The organism is Massilia putida, from assembly GCF_001941825.1.
GTDB classification, from domain to species: Bacteria; Pseudomonadota; Gammaproteobacteria; order Burkholderiales; family Burkholderiaceae_D; genus Telluria; species Telluria putida.
This window is the reverse complement of the sequence record NZ_CP019038.1, coordinates 6241145-6258565: the sequence shown is the minus strand read 5'-3', so window position 1 is coordinate 6258565 and position 17421 is coordinate 6241145. Positions and strand designations below refer to the sequence as shown.

Here is a 17421-nt window from a genome sequence, read left to right as displayed (position 1 = left end):
CATGCGATTGACCGAATCTCAGGCCGTCCACCCCAGCGCCATCGTCGACCCGGGCGCCGTGCTCGGGCCGGGCACGCGCGTGTGGCACTTCAGCCACGTCTGCGGCGGAGCCCGCATCGGGGACGACTGCTCGCTCGGACAGAACGTCTTCGTCGGCAACGACGTCGTGATCGGAAACGGGGTCAAGATCCAGAACAACGTGTCCGTGTACGACGCCGTCACGCTCGAGGACGAGGTGTTCTGCGGCCCCAGCATGGTGTTCACGAACGTCTACAACCCGCGCGCCGGCATCGTTCGCAAGGACCAGTACCGTCGCACCGTGGTGAGGCGCGGCGCGAGCATCGGCGCCAACGCCACCATCGTCTGCGGCGTGACGGTCGGCCGCTACGCCTTCGTGGGCGCGGGCGCCGTCGTCAAGCGCGACGTGCCCGACTTCGCCCTCATGGCCGGCGTGCCGGCGCGCCAGATCGGCTGGATCAGCCGCTTCGGCGAACGCCTGCCGCTGCCGCTGTCCGGCACCGGCGAGGCGGCCTGTCCCCACACCGGCGACGTCTACCTGCTGCGCGACGGGACCTGCACCCTGCGCCCGGCGTCCCAACAACCGTGATTCTTCGCAGACCACCATGGAATTCATCGATCTCAAATCCCAGTACCAGGCGTCGCGCGACCTGATCAACCGGCGCATCCAGGCCGTGCTCGACCACGGCCAATACATCATGGGTCCGGAAGTCGCCGAGCTCGAGGAACGCCTGGCCGCCTACACCGGCGCGCGCCACTGCGTCACGGTGGCCTCGGGCACCGAGGCGTTGCTGATCGCCATGATGGCGCTCGGTATCCGGCCGGGCGACGAAATCGTCACGACGCCGTTCACGTTCATCGCCACGGCCGAAACGATCGTGCTGCTCGGTGCCGTCCCCGTGTTCGTGGACGTGGATGCCCGCACCGGCAACCTCGATCCGGCCCTCGTCGAGGCAAGCATCAGTGCACGCACGCGCGCCATCATGCCCGTCTCGCTGTACGGCCAGCCGGCCGACATGGACGAGATCAATGCGATCGCGGCGCGCCACGGCCTGGCCGTGATCGAGGATGCGGCCCAGAGCTTCGGCGCCGACTACCGCGGCCGCAAGAGCTGCAACCTGTCGACGATAGGCTGCACGAGCTTCTTCCCCAGCAAGCCGCTCGGCTGCTATGGCGACGGCGGCGCGCTGTTCACGAACGACGACGACCTGGCGCGCGCCATGCGTGAAATCCGCGTGCACGGCCAGAGCCGGCGCTACGTCCACACCCGCGTCGGCGTCGGCGGCCGTATGGACACGCTGCAATGCGCCGTCGTGCTGGCCAAGCTCGGCCTGTTCGACTGGGAACTCGCACAGCGCCGGCGCGCGGCGGCCACGTACGACGCGCTGTTGGCAGGCAAGGTCGACCTCGTCGCCCGCGGCACCGACCGGTCCAGCGCATTCGCCCAGTACACGGTTCTGGTCGACCGGCGCAACGATGTCCAGCGCGCCCTGCAGGACGCCGGCATCCCGACGGCGGTGCACTATCCGGTGCCGATCCACATGCAGCCGGCGTATGCGCACCTGAGCGGTGGCGCGACCTGCCCCGTGGCGCGCGCCCTCGCGGATCGGGTCATGAGTCTGCCGATGGGACCTTACCTGCCGGACGAAGACATCCGGCGGGTGTGCGCGGCGCTGCTGGAAGCCGTCGGTACGCCGATGGCTTCGCCTTCCGCAACGGTAGCCGTGCCCGTATGAGTCTGCCCGGCTTTTGGAGACATGTGGCAACGGTCCTGGGCGGCGCACTCGGCGCCCAGGCCCTGCCCTTGCTGGCCGCGCCGCTGATCACGCGCATGTGCACGCCCAGCGAGATGGGGGCGTTTTCGGTGTGGCTCGGCGTCGTCGCCGTGTCCGCCATTGCCGCTACCCTGCGTCTCGAGACCGCCATGATCCTCGACCACGAGCCGGAACAGCAGCGAGTCTGCTTTTCCGTCGTGTTCTATTCCGCCAGCACAACGGCCCTTCTCGTTTCGCTGTGCGCGCTGCTGGCCCATGCGCTCGGACTGCCCGCGCTGAGCGACCAGTCGTGGTTGGCGCTGCTGCTCGTCGGCGCCGGTACCTGGCTCACGGCCTACACCCAGACGACGCTGGCCTACGCGACATCGCACAAAGCCTTTGGTAAAGCCGCGCGCGCCAAGGTCTGGGGGGCCGGCACCATCGCGCTCACGCAGCTGCTCCTGCTGGCCGCGGGCGCCGGCGAAGCCGGTCTGTTGATGGGCCAGTTGATCGGCCTCGCGGCCGGCCTGCTTGCTGCGACGCTGTTGCTGCATCCGCCGCGCCCGCACCTGGCGCTGCACCTGGACCGTGCCGCGCACGCCTACCTGCACCGGCATCAGAAATTCTGGCGGTTTTCGCTGCCGTCCAACCTGCTCAATGCGCTCGTCGGTCAGATGCCCCTGTTCCTGATCGGCATGCGTCACGGCGCCGTGGCGGCGGGCCTGTACGCCCTTACCCAGCGCGTGCTGGCCGCGCCGGTGTCGCTGCTGGCCGCCTCCGTGCTTGAAGTGTTCAAGCGCGAATCCGTGCACGAGTTCCAAACGCTCGGCCATTGCAGCCACGCCTACCGTTACACGTTCAAGGCCCTGTCGATGCTCGGCGCGGGACCGGCACTCGTGCTGCTGCTGTTCTCGCCCGAGCTGTTCGACCACGTGTTCGGGCCATCCTGGCGTGCCGCCGGCGAGCTGGCGCAGATCCTCGCGCCGCTGTGCTTCCTGAATTTCATCGCGAGCCCGCTCAGCTACGTGTTTTTCGTCACGGGCAAGCAACAGGTCGACCTGATCTGGCAGATCGCGCTGTTCTTCACGACCTTGGGCGCCTTCCTGATCCCCGGGTCGCTGCACGACAACGTGTTGTGGTACGCGATCGGCTATTCGGTCCTCTATCTCGTGTACCTGCACATGTCGTGGCAGATCTCGCAGAACGGCCTGGCCGCGGCATGAAGACGTGACCATGAAGACGACCTACAGCGCCGCCACTTCCGCACGCGAACAGCTGCTGCTGAATTCCGCGTTCTTCCTGTTGTTCCCAGGCTTTTTCTATTACCACACCCTGTTGGGCACGGGCACGACGGGGGCTTTCCTGGGCGGCTATTTCTCGCCCGTGTCGCTGGTCTATATGGTACCGCTGGCCGTGGTCTATTTCAGACGACTGCGCCGCGATCCATGCCGCCTGTCGCCGATCGACATGCACTACGGCCTGTTCAACGCCTACTTCATCGCGGTCGTCATCGTGAACGCGGCCGCCGGCGCCAACACGGCCGTCGTCGCCCACCACCTGGCGGGGATCCTGTTCATGGTGAACACGTTCTTCCTGTTCGCGCTCATCGACTTCGACCACTGGCAGTTCCGCCTGATGGGTCTGGCCAGCCTCGCGGCCATGAGCGCGATCGTATTCACGTTCTCCGTCAATGGCGTGTTCTTCCTGGGCGCGCTCGGCATCGCCAAGGACGCCGACTCGCTCGCCACCTACCAGGGCTTCTCGCGTTCCTATCTGATGACGATTTTGCCCGTCCTGGCTTACACGCGCTCGCTGCCGCTGCGCCTCGTTCTGTACGCGAGCGGCGCCGCCACGCTGTTCGTCAACACGGCACGCAGCGAATTCGCCGCGCTGCTGTTCGCGATCCCAATCATCGAATTTTATTTCTCGCGCCACAAGCTCGTGTTCCTGGGCGTGGCCGTGCTCGCCACATTGCTGGTCTCCGCGCACATGGACGAGATCATCGCCGCGCTGCCCGACAACCGCATCCTCGAACTGCTCGACCTGTCGCAATCGACGTCGGCCAACAAGCGGCACCACCTGACGGTGTACGCCAAGCACACCATCGCCGCACACCCGCTGCTGGGCGACTACGCCAGTTATACCCTCGGCTATTACTCGCACAACGTGCTCTCGGCCTGGGTCGACCTGGGCCTGTTCGGTTTCGTCTATCTCCTGGCGATCACGGCGCTGCCGGCCGTGCCCATGTTCTTCAAGGAGTATTTTGCCGGCCGGCGCCGCCCGGAATTCATCCACGGGTTCGCACTGGCCTGCGTCACCGTCCTGCTTCTGATTTCTTCCCACTACTTCACCGACATGCTGATCGGAGCCACGCTCGGCGCTTACGTGCAATACCGGTACGAGAGAAAACATGGCAAATATCGTCCACCTGACCTCAGCCCATCCGCGCTACGATACCCGGATCTTCATCAAGCAGTGCCGCAGCCTGAACGAACGGGGGCATGACGTCACGCTGGTGGTGGCCGACGGCCGGGGCGACGAAAACATCGACGGCATCCGCATCGTCGACGTCGGCCGGCCCACTGGCCGCATCGACCGGATCCTGCGGACCACGCGGCGCGTACTGCGCGCGGCGCTGCGGCTCGACGCGGATGTCTACCAGCTGCACGATCCCGAGCTGCTGCCGGCCGGCCTGCGCCTCAAGCGCAACGGCAAACGGGTGATCTTCGATTCCCACGAAGACGTGCCGACGCAGCTGCTCGCCAAGCCCTATCTCGGCAAGGTGTCGCGGCAGACGCTGTCCCGCGCCTTCCGCCTCTACGAAGACTACGCGTGCCGCCGGTTCGACGGCCTGATCGCGGCCACGCCGTTCATCCGGGAGCGGCTGGGGCGGCTGCATCCGCACACGGTCGACATCAACAACTATCCGCTGCTGCAGGAGTTCGCCGGCGCGGCCGACTGGGACCGCAAGGCGCAGGAAGTCTGCTACGTCGGCAGCATCTCGGCGATCCGCGGCATCCGCGAACTGGTGCGCGCGTGCGAGCTGCTGCACTCGCCGGCGCGCCTCGCCCTCGTCGGCACGTTTTCCGAGCCGGCGCTGGCGTGCGAAGTCGCACGCTTTCCGGGCTGGGCCCGGGTGCAGGCGCACGGCCATCTCGACCGCACCGGCGTGCAGCAGGTCATGCGGCGCGCGATGGCCGGGCTCGTGACGTTGCACCCGGTCGTCAACTACCTCGACGCTCTGCCCGTCAAGATGTTCGAGTACATGGCTGCGGGCCTGCCCGTGATCGCCTCGCGCTTTCCGCTGTGGCAAGACATCGTCGAAGGCAACCAGTGCGGCGTCTGCGTCGATCCGGGCAATCCCGCCGCGATCGCCGCCGCGATCGACCACTTCTGCCGCCATCCGCACATCGCGCGGCGCATGGGCGAGAACGGACGCCGCGCCATCCATACCCGCTACAACTGGGGCAGCGAGGCCGACAAGCTCGCCGCATTCTACGACGCCGTCCTGCCGGGCGGCGCAACCAGTTGCCACGTGCGCCACGGAGACGGCCTGCATGCCGGCATTCCATAGGCGCCGGTGACCGCCACTGCAACCGCCCACTTACCAACGACCGAGAACGCCGAGCCCACGTACCATGACGACCCTGCTGCATCATTTCGACACGCTGCGCCAGATCCTCGCCCTCCCGCGAGCGGATCTGTGCTTCGACGCCCGGATCGAACCGGACGACGTCCCGGCCACCTATCGCTATTACACGAAACCGCATCCGCGCTACAAGCTCATCGGCAACAAGACGATCGGCGCCGCGCTGATCGACCTCGCCCGCTACCCCGCCGCCGCGGCCTACTTCGACGCCATCCAGGGCAGGAACAAGGGCGCCTGGCATGCGAAGCGGGCCAGGGCGCGCGGTTATGTCTGCAAGGAGATCGACCGCAACGATCACATCGACGCCATCCACGCGATCAACACGTCGCTCGACATGCGCCAGGGACGGCCGATGGACGCCAAGTACCTCGACAAGGTCATGCGCTACGAGCGCCAGCCCCATTTCGACTATTACGGCGTCCTGAACGACGAAGGTCGGCTGGTCGCCTACGCGAACGTCGGGTGTTACGGCAATTTCAGCGCGTTCTCGCAACTGATCGGCCTGCGCAACAACGACGGCATCATGCACCTGCTTATCGTCGACATCATCGCGCGTCTCATCGAACGGCAGCGCGTGCGTTACGTCATGTACGACACCTTCTTCGGCGCGCAGTCCGGGCTGCAGCACTTCAAGCGCATCCTCGGCTTCGAACCCTATCGCGTGAAGTACAAGCTGCAATGAAGACGCTCCTCAACCGTGTCTACTCGGACTACCTGATGCCATCGCGCCTGCCCGAGTACGAAGCGATCCTGGTCCAGGCCCGTCAATGCGGCTACCGGCAGCTGTCCGTGCGCGATTTCCACCGTGCGGTTCGCGAGGAAACGGCACCGCCGACAAAAGTCCTCGTGCACCGCCACGACATCGACAGCGACCTGCGCACGGCGCGCAAGATGTTCGCCCTCGAAACGAAGCATGGCGTCAAGGCCAGCTATTATTTTCGCCTCAGTACGCTGGACTACGGCTTCATGCGCGACATCGAGGCGGCCGGCAGCGAGGCAAGCTACCACTACGAGGAAGTCGCGACGTATGCCAAGCGCCACCGCCTGCGCCGCGGCGACGAGGTACGGGCCCGCTTCCCCGAAATCCGCGAACTGTTCGTGCGCAATTTCACGCGTATCGCCGAGCATCTGGGCACGCCGATGACGACGGTCGCCAGCCACGGCGACTTCGCCAACCGCCGCCTGAAAGTGATCAACCACGAGCTGCTGAGCGATGCCGAACTGCGCCGGCGCTGCGGCATCGAATGCGAGTCCTACGACGCCGACCTGCTGCGCCATTTCGACGTCTACATCAGCGACCGCCCGTACCCGGTCTATTACTACCCGCTGTCGCCGTTCGACGCGCTCGGCCGCTACGAGCGCGTCTGTTTTCTCACCCATCCCGTGCAATGGGAAACCAACTGGCTCGAGAGCACCCGCTGCAACATGGTGCGCCTGGCCGAGGAAGTGGTGTGGCACACATGAATATCCTCCTGATCAACCATTACGCCGGATCGGTGCGCCACGGGATGGAATACCGTCCCTACTACCTCGCGCGGGAATGGGTGCGCGCGGGGCACAAGGTGACCATCGTCGCCGCCTCGGCCTCGCACGTACGCACGCAAGCGCCGCAGATGGGCCGGCGCGCGCGGATGGAAGAGACCATCGACGGCATCGACTACGTATGGCTGGCGGCACCGCCGTATCGCGGCAACGGCGCGGCGCGGGTGCGCAATATGGCGGTGTTCCTGTGGCGCCTGCACGCGGTGGGCGAGCAGCTGGCGCGGACGGTCAGGCCGGACGCGGTGATCGCGTCCAGCACCTATCCGCTCGACATCTGGCCAGCCGCCCGGATCGCGCGCCGCGCCGGCGCCCGCCTGCTGTACGAAGTGCACGACCTGTGGCCGCTGTCGCCGATGGAACTGGGCGGCTATTCGCCCCGCCATCCGTTCATCATGCTGCTGCAGGCCGCGGAGGACTTCGCCTGCCGCCGCGCCGACGCCATCGTCTCGATCCTTCCCAAGGTGCGGCCCCACCTGGAAGCGCACGGCATGGCGCCGCACAAGCTGCACCTCGTGCCGAACGGCGTCGATCCGGACGAATGGCAAGGTCATGCGGCGGCGCTGCCCGGCCGGCTCGACGTCGTCCTCGACGGCTTGCGCCAGCAGGGCCGGTTCGTCGTCGGCTATGCCGGCACGCACGGCATAGCGAATGCGCTCGGCACGCTGCTCGACGCGGCGCGCCGCCTGCGCGGCCACCCTGTCGACTTCGTGCTGGTCGGGTCCGGTCCCGACAAGCCCGCGCTGGAACGGCGCGCCGCCGAGCTGGACCTGGACAATGTGCATTTCTTCGACCCGGTCGCGAAATCCCAGGTGCCGGCCCTGCTGCAACGCTTCGACGTCGCGTACATCGGCTGGCGTCGTCAGGCGTTGTACCGCTTCGGCATCTCGCCGAACAAGCTGATCGACTACATGATGGCCGGCCGCCCCATCGTCCATGCCGTCGAGGCCGGCAACGATCCAGTCATGGAAGCCGGCTGCGGCCTAACGGTCGCCCCCGACGATCCCCAGGCCATCGCCGACGCCGTGCTCGCCATGCAGGCGCTGGACGCGCCCACGCGCGACGCGCTCGGCCGGCGCGGGCGCGCCCATGCGCTGGCGAACCACACGTATCCCGTCCTCGGACAACGCTTCCTGACCGCACTCGCTGGAGACAATCGCCATGCCTGAAGACCTGACCCAAGCCACTGCCGCACCGTTTCTGCCGTTCGCCCTGCCCGACATCGACGAGGCGGAGATCGAGGCCGTCGTCGCCTGCCTGCGTTCCGGCTGGGTCACGACCGGTCCAACCACGCGCCAGTTCGAACACGATTTCACTGCCTACCTGGGCGGCGGCCTGCAAGCGATCGCCGTGAACTCCGCCACCGCGGGCCTGCACCTCGCGCTCGAAAGCCTGGGCGTCGGCCCCGGCGACGACGTCATCGTGCCCACGCTCACGTTCACCGCCACGGCGGAGGTCGTGCGCTACCTGGGGGCGCGGCCGGTGTTTGTCGACGTCGAGCCGGACCGGATGACGCTGTCCGTGGACGCCGTCGAAGCGGCGCTCACGCCGCGCACGCGCGCCATCGTCCCCGTCCACTATGCCGGCCTGGCCTGCGACATGGACGCCCTGCTGGCCCTGGCCCGGCGCCACGGGCTGCGCGTCGTGGAAGACGCCGCCCACGCGTTCCCGACCCGCTACCGGGGCCGGCTGATCGGCACGCTGGACAGCGACATCACCGTGTTCAGCTTTTATGCCAACAAGACGATGACGACGGGCGAAGGCGGCATGGTCGTCACGCGCGACCCCGACCTCGCGCAGCGTGTGCGCGTCATGCGCCTGCACGGTATCAGCCAGGACGCGTTCGACCGTTACGTGTCGCACAAGCCGGCCTGGTATTACGAAGTCGTGGCCGCCGGCTTCAAGTACAACCTGACGGACATCGCCTCGGCCATCGGCATCCAGCAACTGCGCAAGATCGACCGCTTCGCCGTGCGCCGGGCGCATCTGGCACAGCGCTACCACGACGGTCTCGCCGGCCTGCCGCTGCGGCTGCCCGCCCTCCCGGACGGCGACAGCACGCACGCCTGGCATTTGTACGTGATCCGCTTGGCGCCGGAAGCGCGGTTCGGGCGCGATGAGCTGATCGTCGAGCTCGCCCGGCGCGGCATCGGCACCAGCGTGCACTTCATTCCGCTGCATCGCCAGCCGTTCTGGCGCGACACGTACGACCTGTCGCCCGCCCGCTTTCCGGTGGCCGAAGCATGCTATCGGGACATGCTCACGCTCCCGCTGTACACGAAGATGAGCGACGCCGACCAGGACCGCGTCATCGGGTGCCTGGCAGAGCTGCTGGCATGAGCAAGCGCGTGTTCGACGTGGTGGCGGCCGCGAGCGGCCTGATCCTTCTGGCGCCGGCGCTGCTCGCGATCGCGCTGTGGATCCGGCTCGACTCGCCCGGGCCGGCGTTGTTCCGCCAGCGCCGCGTCGGACGCTTCGGCCGCCACTTCGACATCTATAAATTCCGCACCATGGCCGACCGTCCCGACGACGGCCGCCAGCTGACGGTCGGCCGGGACCCGCGCATCACCCGCGCCGGCCGCTTCCTGCGCCGGACGAAGCTGGACGAACTGCCCCAGCTGCTGAACGTCCTGGAGGGCACGATGAGCCTCGTCGGACCGCGTCCGGAAGTGCCGCGCTACGTCGACCGCTATCCGCCCACGGTGCGCCAGACCGTCCTGTCGGTGGCGCCGGGCATCACCGACCTGGCGGCGATTCTGTACAAGGACGAGAACGACATCCTCGGACGCGCCCAGGATCCCGAGCGGGCCTATGTCGAGACGATCCTGCCCGTCAAGCTCGAGTATTACCAGCGCTATGTGCGCGAGCGCTCGTTCTGGCTCGACCTGCGCATCATCTTCCGGACGCTCGCCGCGATCCTCAAGTAACGAGCCCGGTGCCGCCATGCTCTGGACCAAGCTGTTCCACCTGGGCGACTTGTCCCTCACGCTTCCCGCCGGCAGCGCGATTGCCGCCTGGCTGCTGGCGGCGCGGGCCTGGCGCGCCGCCCTCGGCTGGACGCTCGTGTTCGGCCTCGCGCTGGCCCTCGTCGCCGCGACCAAGGTCGCTTTCCTCGGCTGGGCGACAGGCTTGCCGGCCCTGGGCTACAAGGCCATCAGCGGGCACGCCGCCGGGTTCACGGCCGCCTTTCCGACGCTGTGCTGGCTGCTGTCGCAACGCTGCGCGCCGCAGGCGCGCCTCGGTGCGGCGCTGCTGGCGCTGGGCCTCGGCGTGGCGGTCGCCGCGGCCCTCGTCCGCGCCGGCGAACACACGCCGGCCGAAGCGATCGCCGGCTGGATCATCGGAATGGCCGCCTTCCTGTGCTCGGCCCACCTGACGGGCGACGCACCCGCGCCCCCGACGGGCCGCGCCATCGCCTGCGCCGTCCTCGCCTTTGGTACGACGGCCTGGGCGCTCCACGCCGTGTCCGTCGGCTACTGGATGATCCGGCTCGCGCTGGCCCTGTCCGGCAATCCCTACCCCTACCCCTGGGACATCTGTAGCTAGTGCCCGGAACTTTAAACAGGAGATATCCATGTCAGGCACATTTTTCCTTCAATCCAATGGCAGCGACAGAGTCAGCTCGACAGTACCAGCGGCTGCTCCGTGCTCATTTCACTGATGCGGGGCCTGGCGGCGCTGCAGGTCGTGGCGGCGCACTTGCGCGCCGAAATGTTCCCGGGCCTGCGCGACATCGCCAGTCCCCCGATCTACTACCAGGCGCTGGCCTTCACCACCGGCTTCGCGCACCAGGCGGTCGTCGTCTTTTTCCTGATCAGCGGGTGGCTCGTCGGCGGCAGCCTGCTGAACAAGCTGGATCGCGCGAGCGCATCGACCTGCGCCACAGCGGACGACGCCTCGCCATGGCTGGCCTATGCGATCGACCGCCTCACCCGCTTGTGGACGGTCCTTGTCCCCGCCTTGTGCCTGATGCTGCTCGTCGGCGTCGTGACGGAGGCCATCGATCCCGCCCGCGCCGATGTGTCGACCGTCAACGAATACTCGACCACCGCGTTCATCGGCAATCTGGTCGGTCTGCAAACCGTTGTCGTGGAAAACTTTGGAGGCAATTACGCGTTGTGGAGCCTGGCCAACGAGACCTGGTACTACATCCAGTTTCCGCTGCTGCTGATCATGTTCACGAGCCGGAACCGGGTGTGCCAGGCCGGTGCCGCAGCTCTGCTCCTGGTGCTGGGTGCTTCGCTGCCGTGGTCGATCACACTGTATTGCGCACTCTGGTTGCTCGGCGCGGCGTTTTCGCGCATCCGTATCGATTGCGGCGGCGGCGCACGCGTGGTGCTGATCGCCTTGGCAGCCACCTGTTCGATCTACTTCCGCCTGCGCGGCAGCAATAACGACCTCAACGTCGAATCGTTCGTGCAAGATCTCATGTACAGCCTGCCCTTGCTGGCCGTCCTGGCGTCGATGCAGGCGCCGCTCGCCATGCGGTCATCCCGGATGCGTATCGTCGCTCGGATCGCGCACACACTGTCCGAGTTTTCGTTCACGCTGTACGTGACGCACATTCCCATCATCAAGCTGCTACGGTATATCGGCCTGCAAACGTTCGGGCGCGATCGCCTCTCGCCCCATGCGCCGCTGGATTACGCCGTGTATGCGGGCATGCTGGTGGTCGTGCTGGCTGCGGCATGGCTGTCATACCTGCTGTTCGAATCGCATACGTTTCGCGTGCGGCGTGCAGTCAAGAATGCCTTGCAGCCCCGCCCACGGCGTGCATCGATGGCATCGTCTTCGATGAAATGACGACCGACGGCCGCAGCGTTTCCACTCATCCGGCAGAGAAACCAATCTGCCCTGCGGCCGTAAATTTGGTATAGGCCCCGTAAGCGCCAAGGCGGGGCGCCATATCGTTGAACAGCACGCCCTGGGGCGAGATCCCAGCGTGGTTCAGGCGCTTGATCGATTCGTTGATCTCGGATTCGTTCGTGCGTCCCGAGCGGGCAAGGATGAAGACGGCACCCGCATGGGCGCCGATGATCAGCGCATCGGCCACGTCGAGCAGCGGCGGCGGATCGAGCAGCACCAGATCGTAGCGGGCCGCGACCTGTTGCAGCAGGCCGCCGACGTTCAGGTGAAGCAGGAATTCGGAGCGATTCGGCGGCAGTTCCCCCGTCGGGATGAAGTCGAGGTTTTCGACGACGTCGTGGTGGATGACCTCGTCGATCGACGACTGGCCCAGGATGGCGCGCGACAGGCCCCGCTCGCGGCTGATGCCGAAATAGCGGTGGAGCTGGCCATTGCGCAGGTCCGAGTCGATCAGCAGTACGCGCTTGCCGCTGGCCGCCATCACGGCCGCGAAATTCACGGACACGAACGACTTGCCGAGGGCGCGCGTAGGTCCGGCGAACATCACGATATTGTTGCGGAAGTGAGGCATGGAAAACAACAGCGCGGCGCGGAAGCTGCGCAGGCTTTCGATGGCGGCATCCTCGGGGATGATCTGAGCCAGCAGCGGCAACATGCCGCCGTCGCTTCTCGCCTTGCGCATCAGCTTGTCCTGATTATTGCTGTGCGGGATCGTCGCATAAACGACCCGCGCGCGCAGCAGCCGCTCGATGGCTTGCGGATCGTCGATTCCGCCCATCATGGCTTTGCGCGTAAACGCGATCAAGGTGCCGAGGAACAGGCCCGTGACGACGGCCAGCGCCACGATCAGCGGCCGGTTCGGCTTGATCGGCTTTTCCGGCGCGATCGGCGCGTCGACCATGCGCACGTTGCTGACCCGTCCGACGGAGATCAGTCGCAGCTGCTGCGCCGTGTTCGACAGGGCCGTATAGAGATCGGTGTTGACCTTGATGTCGCGCGTCAGGCGCGTTTCATCTTGTTCGAGCACGGGCAGGTCCTTGATGCGGGTGTTGACCTGCTCGATCTCCGTGTCGACTTCCTTGAGCTGGCGATTGATCGCGGCGACGATCGGGTGGTCTTCCGTGAAGCGGGCCAGCAGCTCCGTCTTCTTCTGGATGAGGTCCATGCGCCGCGCCCGCGCCGCCGCCGCCTGGCCCAGGCTCATGCGCGCTTCCTCCTGCAGGTCGACCGTGCTGTGCGCGTTGCGGAACTGGTTGTAGCGGTCTTCCGCCTGCTCCAGCTGGCGCTTCAGGATCGGCAATTGCTGATTAAGGAAAGCCAGCGACTTTTCCGCTTCCTCGGTCTTGCGTGCAAGGTTCTGCCGCATGTATTCGCGCCCGATCTCGCTCAGCACGGCATAGGTGCGGCGCGCGTTCTCGCCCTGCAGCTTGACTTCGATGATGCCCGACTGCTTGCCCTGCTCGGTGATGACGAGCGCGTTCTGAATCGCCTCGATCATGGCGAAGCGCGACATGCGGCGCAGGCGGAAGCGGCCACCCGGATTCGCGGACAGACGGTCGACCTTCAGCTCGATCAGTCCTTCCGGCGTCGGCACGCGGTAGCGCAGCCCCACTTCGCCTTCGAACACGATGCGCTGGCCGCCGCCGGAGAAGCGGTAACGGTCCTGGCCGAGCGCCGTCAGCGTGAACTCGCGCCCCAGCCAGGCTTCCGGCACTTCGAACAGCGACACCTCGGCCCGTTCGCTGCCCCACACATAGCCGCCATAGCCGAACAGGCCCGGCGTCGACAGCGCGTTGCCGTTCTGGTTGGCGAACCAGAAGCCGGCGATGGGGAAGTATCTGGGTTGCACGTCGATATACAGCTGCAGGTTGTCGACCGCACGCGACACCACCATGCGCGACCTCAGCAGCTCCATCTCGGCGATGGCCGCCTTCTTGGTTTCGAACAGCGACGACGCTTCGGAGAGGATGTTCTTCGATGCGTTCGGGCTCTCCTCCTCGACGTGGATCATCAGGTTGGCCTCGAACACGGGCTTGGCGACGAGCGCATACAGCACCGCCACGAGGGTGATGAAGGCCGTGATGCCGCCGATCAGCCAGCGGCTGTCGTACAGCGTGTTCAGGTAGCCCTTGAGATCGAATGTGGGCTCCTCGCGCGGCCCGTCGACAGCGCGTGGATCGAACGGCACGCCGATGATGGGTGGGCGGGACATGACGTGCGACAGGGCGTGCGACTCACCAGTGGTGCTCATGGGGTGCTCCGTAGATCGGCTTGGACGGGCGTTGCGGGAGGGCGCGGACGATGCGGTTCAAGGCCGGTTGGCGGCGCTCACCGCCGACGTCAGCGCGCCCGGGAACAGGAGGCTCAGGTTGCGGTTCCAGTTCGCGAGCGGCGTCGCGGCCACGTACACGATGTCCTTGGGCTGAAGTTCGAAGGCTTCGGCCATCGCGAGGGAACCGGCCACGCGCGCGTCGAGCTGGAACACGCGCGTACGCTGCGGCGTCTTGCGTACCACGTAGACCTGGCGCGCGTCGCCGCTCAGGGGGCTGATGCCGCCGCTTTCCCCCAGCGCTTCGTTGAGGGTCAGCCGGCCGTCGTGCATGGTCAGCGCCTTGGGCGTGACGACCTCGCCCGAGACGAACACCTTGCTTTCGTCGCGCGAGTGGACGCGCACCACGTCGCCCGGCGCGAGCATCACCAGTCCAGGGTTGATGTTCTTCTGGACCAGGTCGCGCAGGTTGATCGCGTAATGCGTCTTGCCGCGTTCCAGCTCGATGCGGCTCTGGTCCGCCGTGGGGAGCAGCCCGCCGGCGCGGTTGATGGCTTCGACCAGCGTCATCGGAATGTCGTTGATGGCTTGCAGGCCGGGCGACTTGACCTCGCCGTCGATATACACGCGCTTGCTGCGGTAGGCCTGCACGCGCAAGGTCACGTTCGGATTGGCGAGGTATTTCGCGAGGCGCGTCGTCAGCAGGGCGCGCGCCTGTTCCTCGGTGAGGCCTTCGACGGTCAGCATGCCCGCCAGCGGAAACTGGATGCGGCCCTGGTGGTCGACGACGAAGCCCTGAGGCGCGGCATTCGCGTTCGCGGCCGCGGCGGCGGTGACGGCGGGATCGGCATTGGCCGCCGTGACGAGGCCGCCGGTCAGCTCGGGATGATCCCACACGACGATGGCCAGGATGTCGCCGCTGCCGATCGCATACGGCGGCGGATTCGGCACCAGCAGACGGTCGAGGTCTTCGTTGGCCCGCACCTGGTGCTGCTGGCGTTCCGCGGCGATCAGGTGTTCGGTGATCATCTCCGTGGGCGGCGCGGGCTCGTCCGACTCCGCATGATCCTGCGAGCGGAAGTGGATGGTCGGCGCGCAGCCTGCGAGCAGGCCGGCGAGCAGCCATGGCAGGGCCAGTCTTAGAAATTGCGTAGGGGAAGTATTCATGTGTTGCCTGTCGAAATGTGCTGCCAACCTCTGGCAAACAGAGTCAGGGTAAGCCGCTCAACCGTCAGGACTTTGGCGCACGTCAAGTGCCAGGCATAGGTCATCCGGGCGCGCGGATGGTCGTCAGCGCATCTCTTCCAAGAGCCGCAGGGCGCCGGCGAAGCGCCACACGCGCCGCAATTCGATCACGTCGTAATTCGCGGCGACGTTCGGCGGAAACGCCGAGTAGCGCGCGTTCAAGCGCACGATGCGGCGCACGAATTCGTCGATGTCCGCGCGACCGCTGGAGCGCAGGATCACCACGTCGTCGACGCTGCCGTCGCTGCGGATCGCCACGCTGACGATGGGATCGGTGCGGACCACGTCGGCCGACAGCTGGGCGTCGCTCAGGACCGCGTTGCGCTCGATCTTCTGGCGCACGCTGTCGATGTACATGCGCAGCGGAATGTCGTGGCGCGCAGCCTCCGCGAGCGCGCGCCGCAACGCGCGTGCGGCGTCCTCGGCCGGACGCACGGCCTGCGGCACGGGTTTCAGGATGTCGATGCCGCGCATCATCTCGCGCGCCCGCGAGGCCAGATCGCTGCCCAGCGCGCCGCGCGGCAGCGTACCGTTGCCCCGCCCCGCGCCGTCGCCGGCGCCGCCGTCCGCGCTTGCGCGCACCGGGCCCGGCGCCGGCGTCGCGGCCGGGCCGCCGGCACCCGCCCGCTCCCGTTCGCGGCGCGCCTGCTCCTGCGCGAGCCGGGCGCTCTCCTCGGCCTGCCGGCGTGCCGCCTGTTCGACCTGCTGAGCGCGCTCCTGACGCAGCCGTTCGTCCGTCAGCTGGCGGGCACGCTCCTGTTCCGCCAATTGCTGGCGGACGGCCTCTTCCGCGCGGCGCTGCTCGGCCAGCTGCTGCGCACGTTCCTGTTCCTGCCGGAGGCGCTGCTGCTCGGCCAGTTGCTGCGCGCGTTCCTGCTCGGCCAGCTGAATGCGCTGCTGTTCCGCCAGCTGTTGCGCACGTTCCTGTTCGGCCTGCCGAACACGTCGCTGGTCCGCCAGTTGCTGCGCGCGCTCCTGCTCGACCAGCTGAATGCGCTCCTGTTCCGCCAGTTGTTGCGCACGTTCCTGTTCGGACTGCCGAGCATGTCGCTGCTCGGCCAGCTGCTGCGCACGCTCCTGTTCGGCCTGCCGGATGCGCTCCTGTTCCGCCAGCTGCTGCGCACGTTCCTGTTCGACCTGCCGAACACGTCGCTGCTCGGCCAGCTGCTGCACGCGTTCCCGCTCGGCCTCCTCGCTACGCCGCTGTTCGGCCAATTGCGCCGCACGTTGCCGTTCCGCCAGTCGCTGTGCCTCTTCCTGCCGTGCGCGCGCCTGCGCCTCGTCAGCCAGTGCCGCCTCGTATTGGGCGGACTGATCGGCAAGCCGCTGGCGCTGCCGCGCGACCTCGGCGCGCAGCTTGTCCTCGGCGTCGAGCCGCAGACGGGCCTCGTCCGCCTCCCGCCTCCGCTCCCGTTCGCGCTCGCGTTCATCGGCCAGGCGGGTGCGCTCGGCCCTTGCCTCAGCCTCGGCCGCGGCGGCGTCCTCGACAGGTTTGTTGTCGGCCTCGGCCGGCGGCTCCGTACGGGCCAGCGGGTCGGGCGCGGGATCGGGCTCCAGCGCCGGCAGCGGCACATCGAACGTGTTGTCCCGGTGCGTTTCCTGTGCGATCACACGCGTGTGCAGGCCATCCGCCAGGCGCGTCGCCGGTGTTTTGCGGCGGCGTTTGGCAACCCGCCGCGGCGGGGGCGCGGACGTGGGCGCCGGTGCCGCTGGCGGTGGCGCAGGCGCGACAGGATCGACGAGTTTGAAGCCTTGGCGCGGCGCTTCCGGTAATGGCAACGGCGGCGCCACCTGAGGTGCCGGCACGGCCGCGACCAGTGGCGGCGCCGGTACAGGCACAGGTACCTGCGGAAGCGGCGACGGCGGAGGCACCGGAACGGCGGCAGGCGCGGGCGTCAGCCGAACCGCGATGGGCCCGCCTGGCCCGGGACGCAAACCTGGGATGCCGAACTGCAAGGACAGCACGAGGCCGTGCAGCAGCAAGGACACGAGCACGCCCGTTGCCAGCCGGCGCTCGGATGTGTCCAGGGACGAGGCGGGTCGTGCCGCGGCGGGGTTGGGCATGCTGGTCGTGACCATCA

At 67.3% G+C, this 17421-nt stretch carries 16 protein-coding genes; 13 read left to right on the top strand and 3 right to left on the bottom strand.

Features of this window, described 5'->3' with window-relative positions:
* The first annotated feature begins 1 nt into the window (after position 1).
* The 12 genes from BVG12_RS30120 to BVG12_RS30065 all read left to right on the top strand — a co-directional run bounded on the left by BVG12_RS30120 (position 2) and on the right by BVG12_RS30065 (position 11763).
* Entirely contained in the window at positions 2-607 is a 606-nt protein-coding gene (locus tag BVG12_RS30120) for an acyltransferase (protein WP_075795618.1), read from the top strand.
* A gap of 16 nt (positions 608-623) precedes the next feature.
* Positions 624-1754, top strand: coding sequence for a DegT/DnrJ/EryC1/StrS family aminotransferase (locus tag BVG12_RS30115; protein WP_075795617.1), 1131 nt, complete (start codon positions 624-626; stop codon positions 1752-1754).
* Positions 1755-1777: 23 nt separating this feature from the next.
* Complete coding sequence (locus BVG12_RS30110) at positions 1778-2995, top strand: lipopolysaccharide biosynthesis protein (protein ID WP_229503753.1); 1218 nt, start codon at positions 1778-1780, stop codon at positions 2993-2995.
* 10 nt (positions 2996-3005) lie between these two features.
* Entirely contained in the window at positions 3006-4277 is a 1272-nt protein-coding gene (locus tag BVG12_RS30105; protein ID WP_075795615.1) for a hypothetical protein, read from the top strand.
* Positions 4183-5346 (top strand): glycosyltransferase family 4 protein, encoded by a 1164-nt coding sequence (locus BVG12_RS30100; protein ID WP_075795614.1) that lies wholly within the window; start codon positions 4183-4185, stop codon positions 5344-5346. The genes BVG12_RS30105 and BVG12_RS30100 overlap by 95 nt, the downstream gene beginning before the upstream one ends.
* A 64-nt stretch (positions 5347-5410) precedes the next feature.
* Positions 5411-6103, top strand: a complete 693-nt coding sequence (locus BVG12_RS30095; protein ID WP_075795613.1) for a hypothetical protein — start codon at positions 5411-5413, stop codon at positions 6101-6103.
* Positions 6100-6885 carry a polysaccharide deacetylase family protein gene (locus tag BVG12_RS30090; RefSeq protein ID WP_075795612.1) on the top strand — a complete coding sequence of 262 codons (786 nt, stop codon included), beginning with the start codon at positions 6100-6102 and terminating at the stop codon, positions 6883-6885. The genes BVG12_RS30095 and BVG12_RS30090 overlap by 4 nt, the downstream gene beginning before the upstream one ends.
* Positions 6882-8129, top strand: a complete 1248-nt coding sequence (locus tag BVG12_RS30085) for a glycosyltransferase family 4 protein (protein ID WP_075795611.1) — start codon at positions 6882-6884, stop codon at positions 8127-8129. The genes BVG12_RS30090 and BVG12_RS30085 overlap by 4 nt, the downstream gene beginning before the upstream one ends.
* Positions 8122-9300, top strand: coding sequence for a DegT/DnrJ/EryC1/StrS family aminotransferase (locus tag BVG12_RS30080; RefSeq protein ID WP_075795610.1), 1179 nt, complete (start codon positions 8122-8124; stop codon positions 9298-9300). The genes BVG12_RS30085 and BVG12_RS30080 overlap by 8 nt, the downstream gene beginning before the upstream one ends.
* A complete protein-coding gene (locus tag BVG12_RS30075) occupies positions 9297-9887 on the top strand; it encodes a sugar transferase (RefSeq protein ID WP_075795609.1) in 591 nt (196 codons plus the stop codon). The genes BVG12_RS30080 and BVG12_RS30075 overlap by 4 nt, the downstream gene beginning before the upstream one ends.
* A 16-nt stretch (positions 9888-9903) precedes the next feature.
* The gene (locus BVG12_RS30070) at positions 9904-10506 is read left to right on the top strand and encodes a phosphatase PAP2 family protein (protein WP_075795608.1); all 603 of its coding nucleotides are present in this window, start codon (positions 9904-9906) and stop codon (positions 10504-10506) included.
* 99 nt (positions 10507-10605) lie between these two features.
* Positions 10606-11763, top strand: a complete 1158-nt coding sequence (locus BVG12_RS30065) for an acyltransferase family protein (protein WP_156895770.1) — start codon at positions 10606-10608, stop codon at positions 11761-11763.
* Positions 11764-11788: 25 nt separating this feature from the next.
* On the opposite strand, the gene BVG12_RS30060 is transcribed toward BVG12_RS30065, so the two are convergent.
* From BVG12_RS30060 to BVG12_RS34345, 3 genes are all read right to left on the bottom strand, one after another.
* Entirely contained in the window at positions 11789-14077 is a 2289-nt protein-coding gene (locus BVG12_RS30060) for a polysaccharide biosynthesis tyrosine autokinase (RefSeq protein WP_075795606.1), read from the bottom strand.
* 57 nt (positions 14078-14134) lie between these two features.
* The gene (locus tag BVG12_RS30055; RefSeq protein WP_075795605.1) at positions 14135-15262 is read right to left on the bottom strand and encodes a polysaccharide biosynthesis/export family protein; all 1128 of its coding nucleotides are present in this window, start codon (positions 15260-15262) and stop codon (positions 14135-14137) included.
* A 123-nt stretch (positions 15263-15385) separates the two neighbouring features.
* Positions 15386-16108 carry a TonB C-terminal domain-containing protein gene (locus BVG12_RS34345; RefSeq protein ID WP_075795604.1) on the bottom strand — a complete coding sequence of 241 codons (723 nt, stop codon included), beginning with the start codon at positions 16106-16108 and terminating at the stop codon, positions 15386-15388.
* On the opposite strand from BVG12_RS34345, the gene BVG12_RS34340 reads away from it, so the two are divergent.
* On the top strand, positions 16109-17113 hold the full coding sequence (locus tag BVG12_RS34340; RefSeq protein WP_075795603.1) for a hypothetical protein: 1005 nt from the start codon (positions 16109-16111) through the stop codon (positions 17111-17113).
* The last annotated feature ends 308 nt before the right edge of the window (positions 17114-17421 follow it).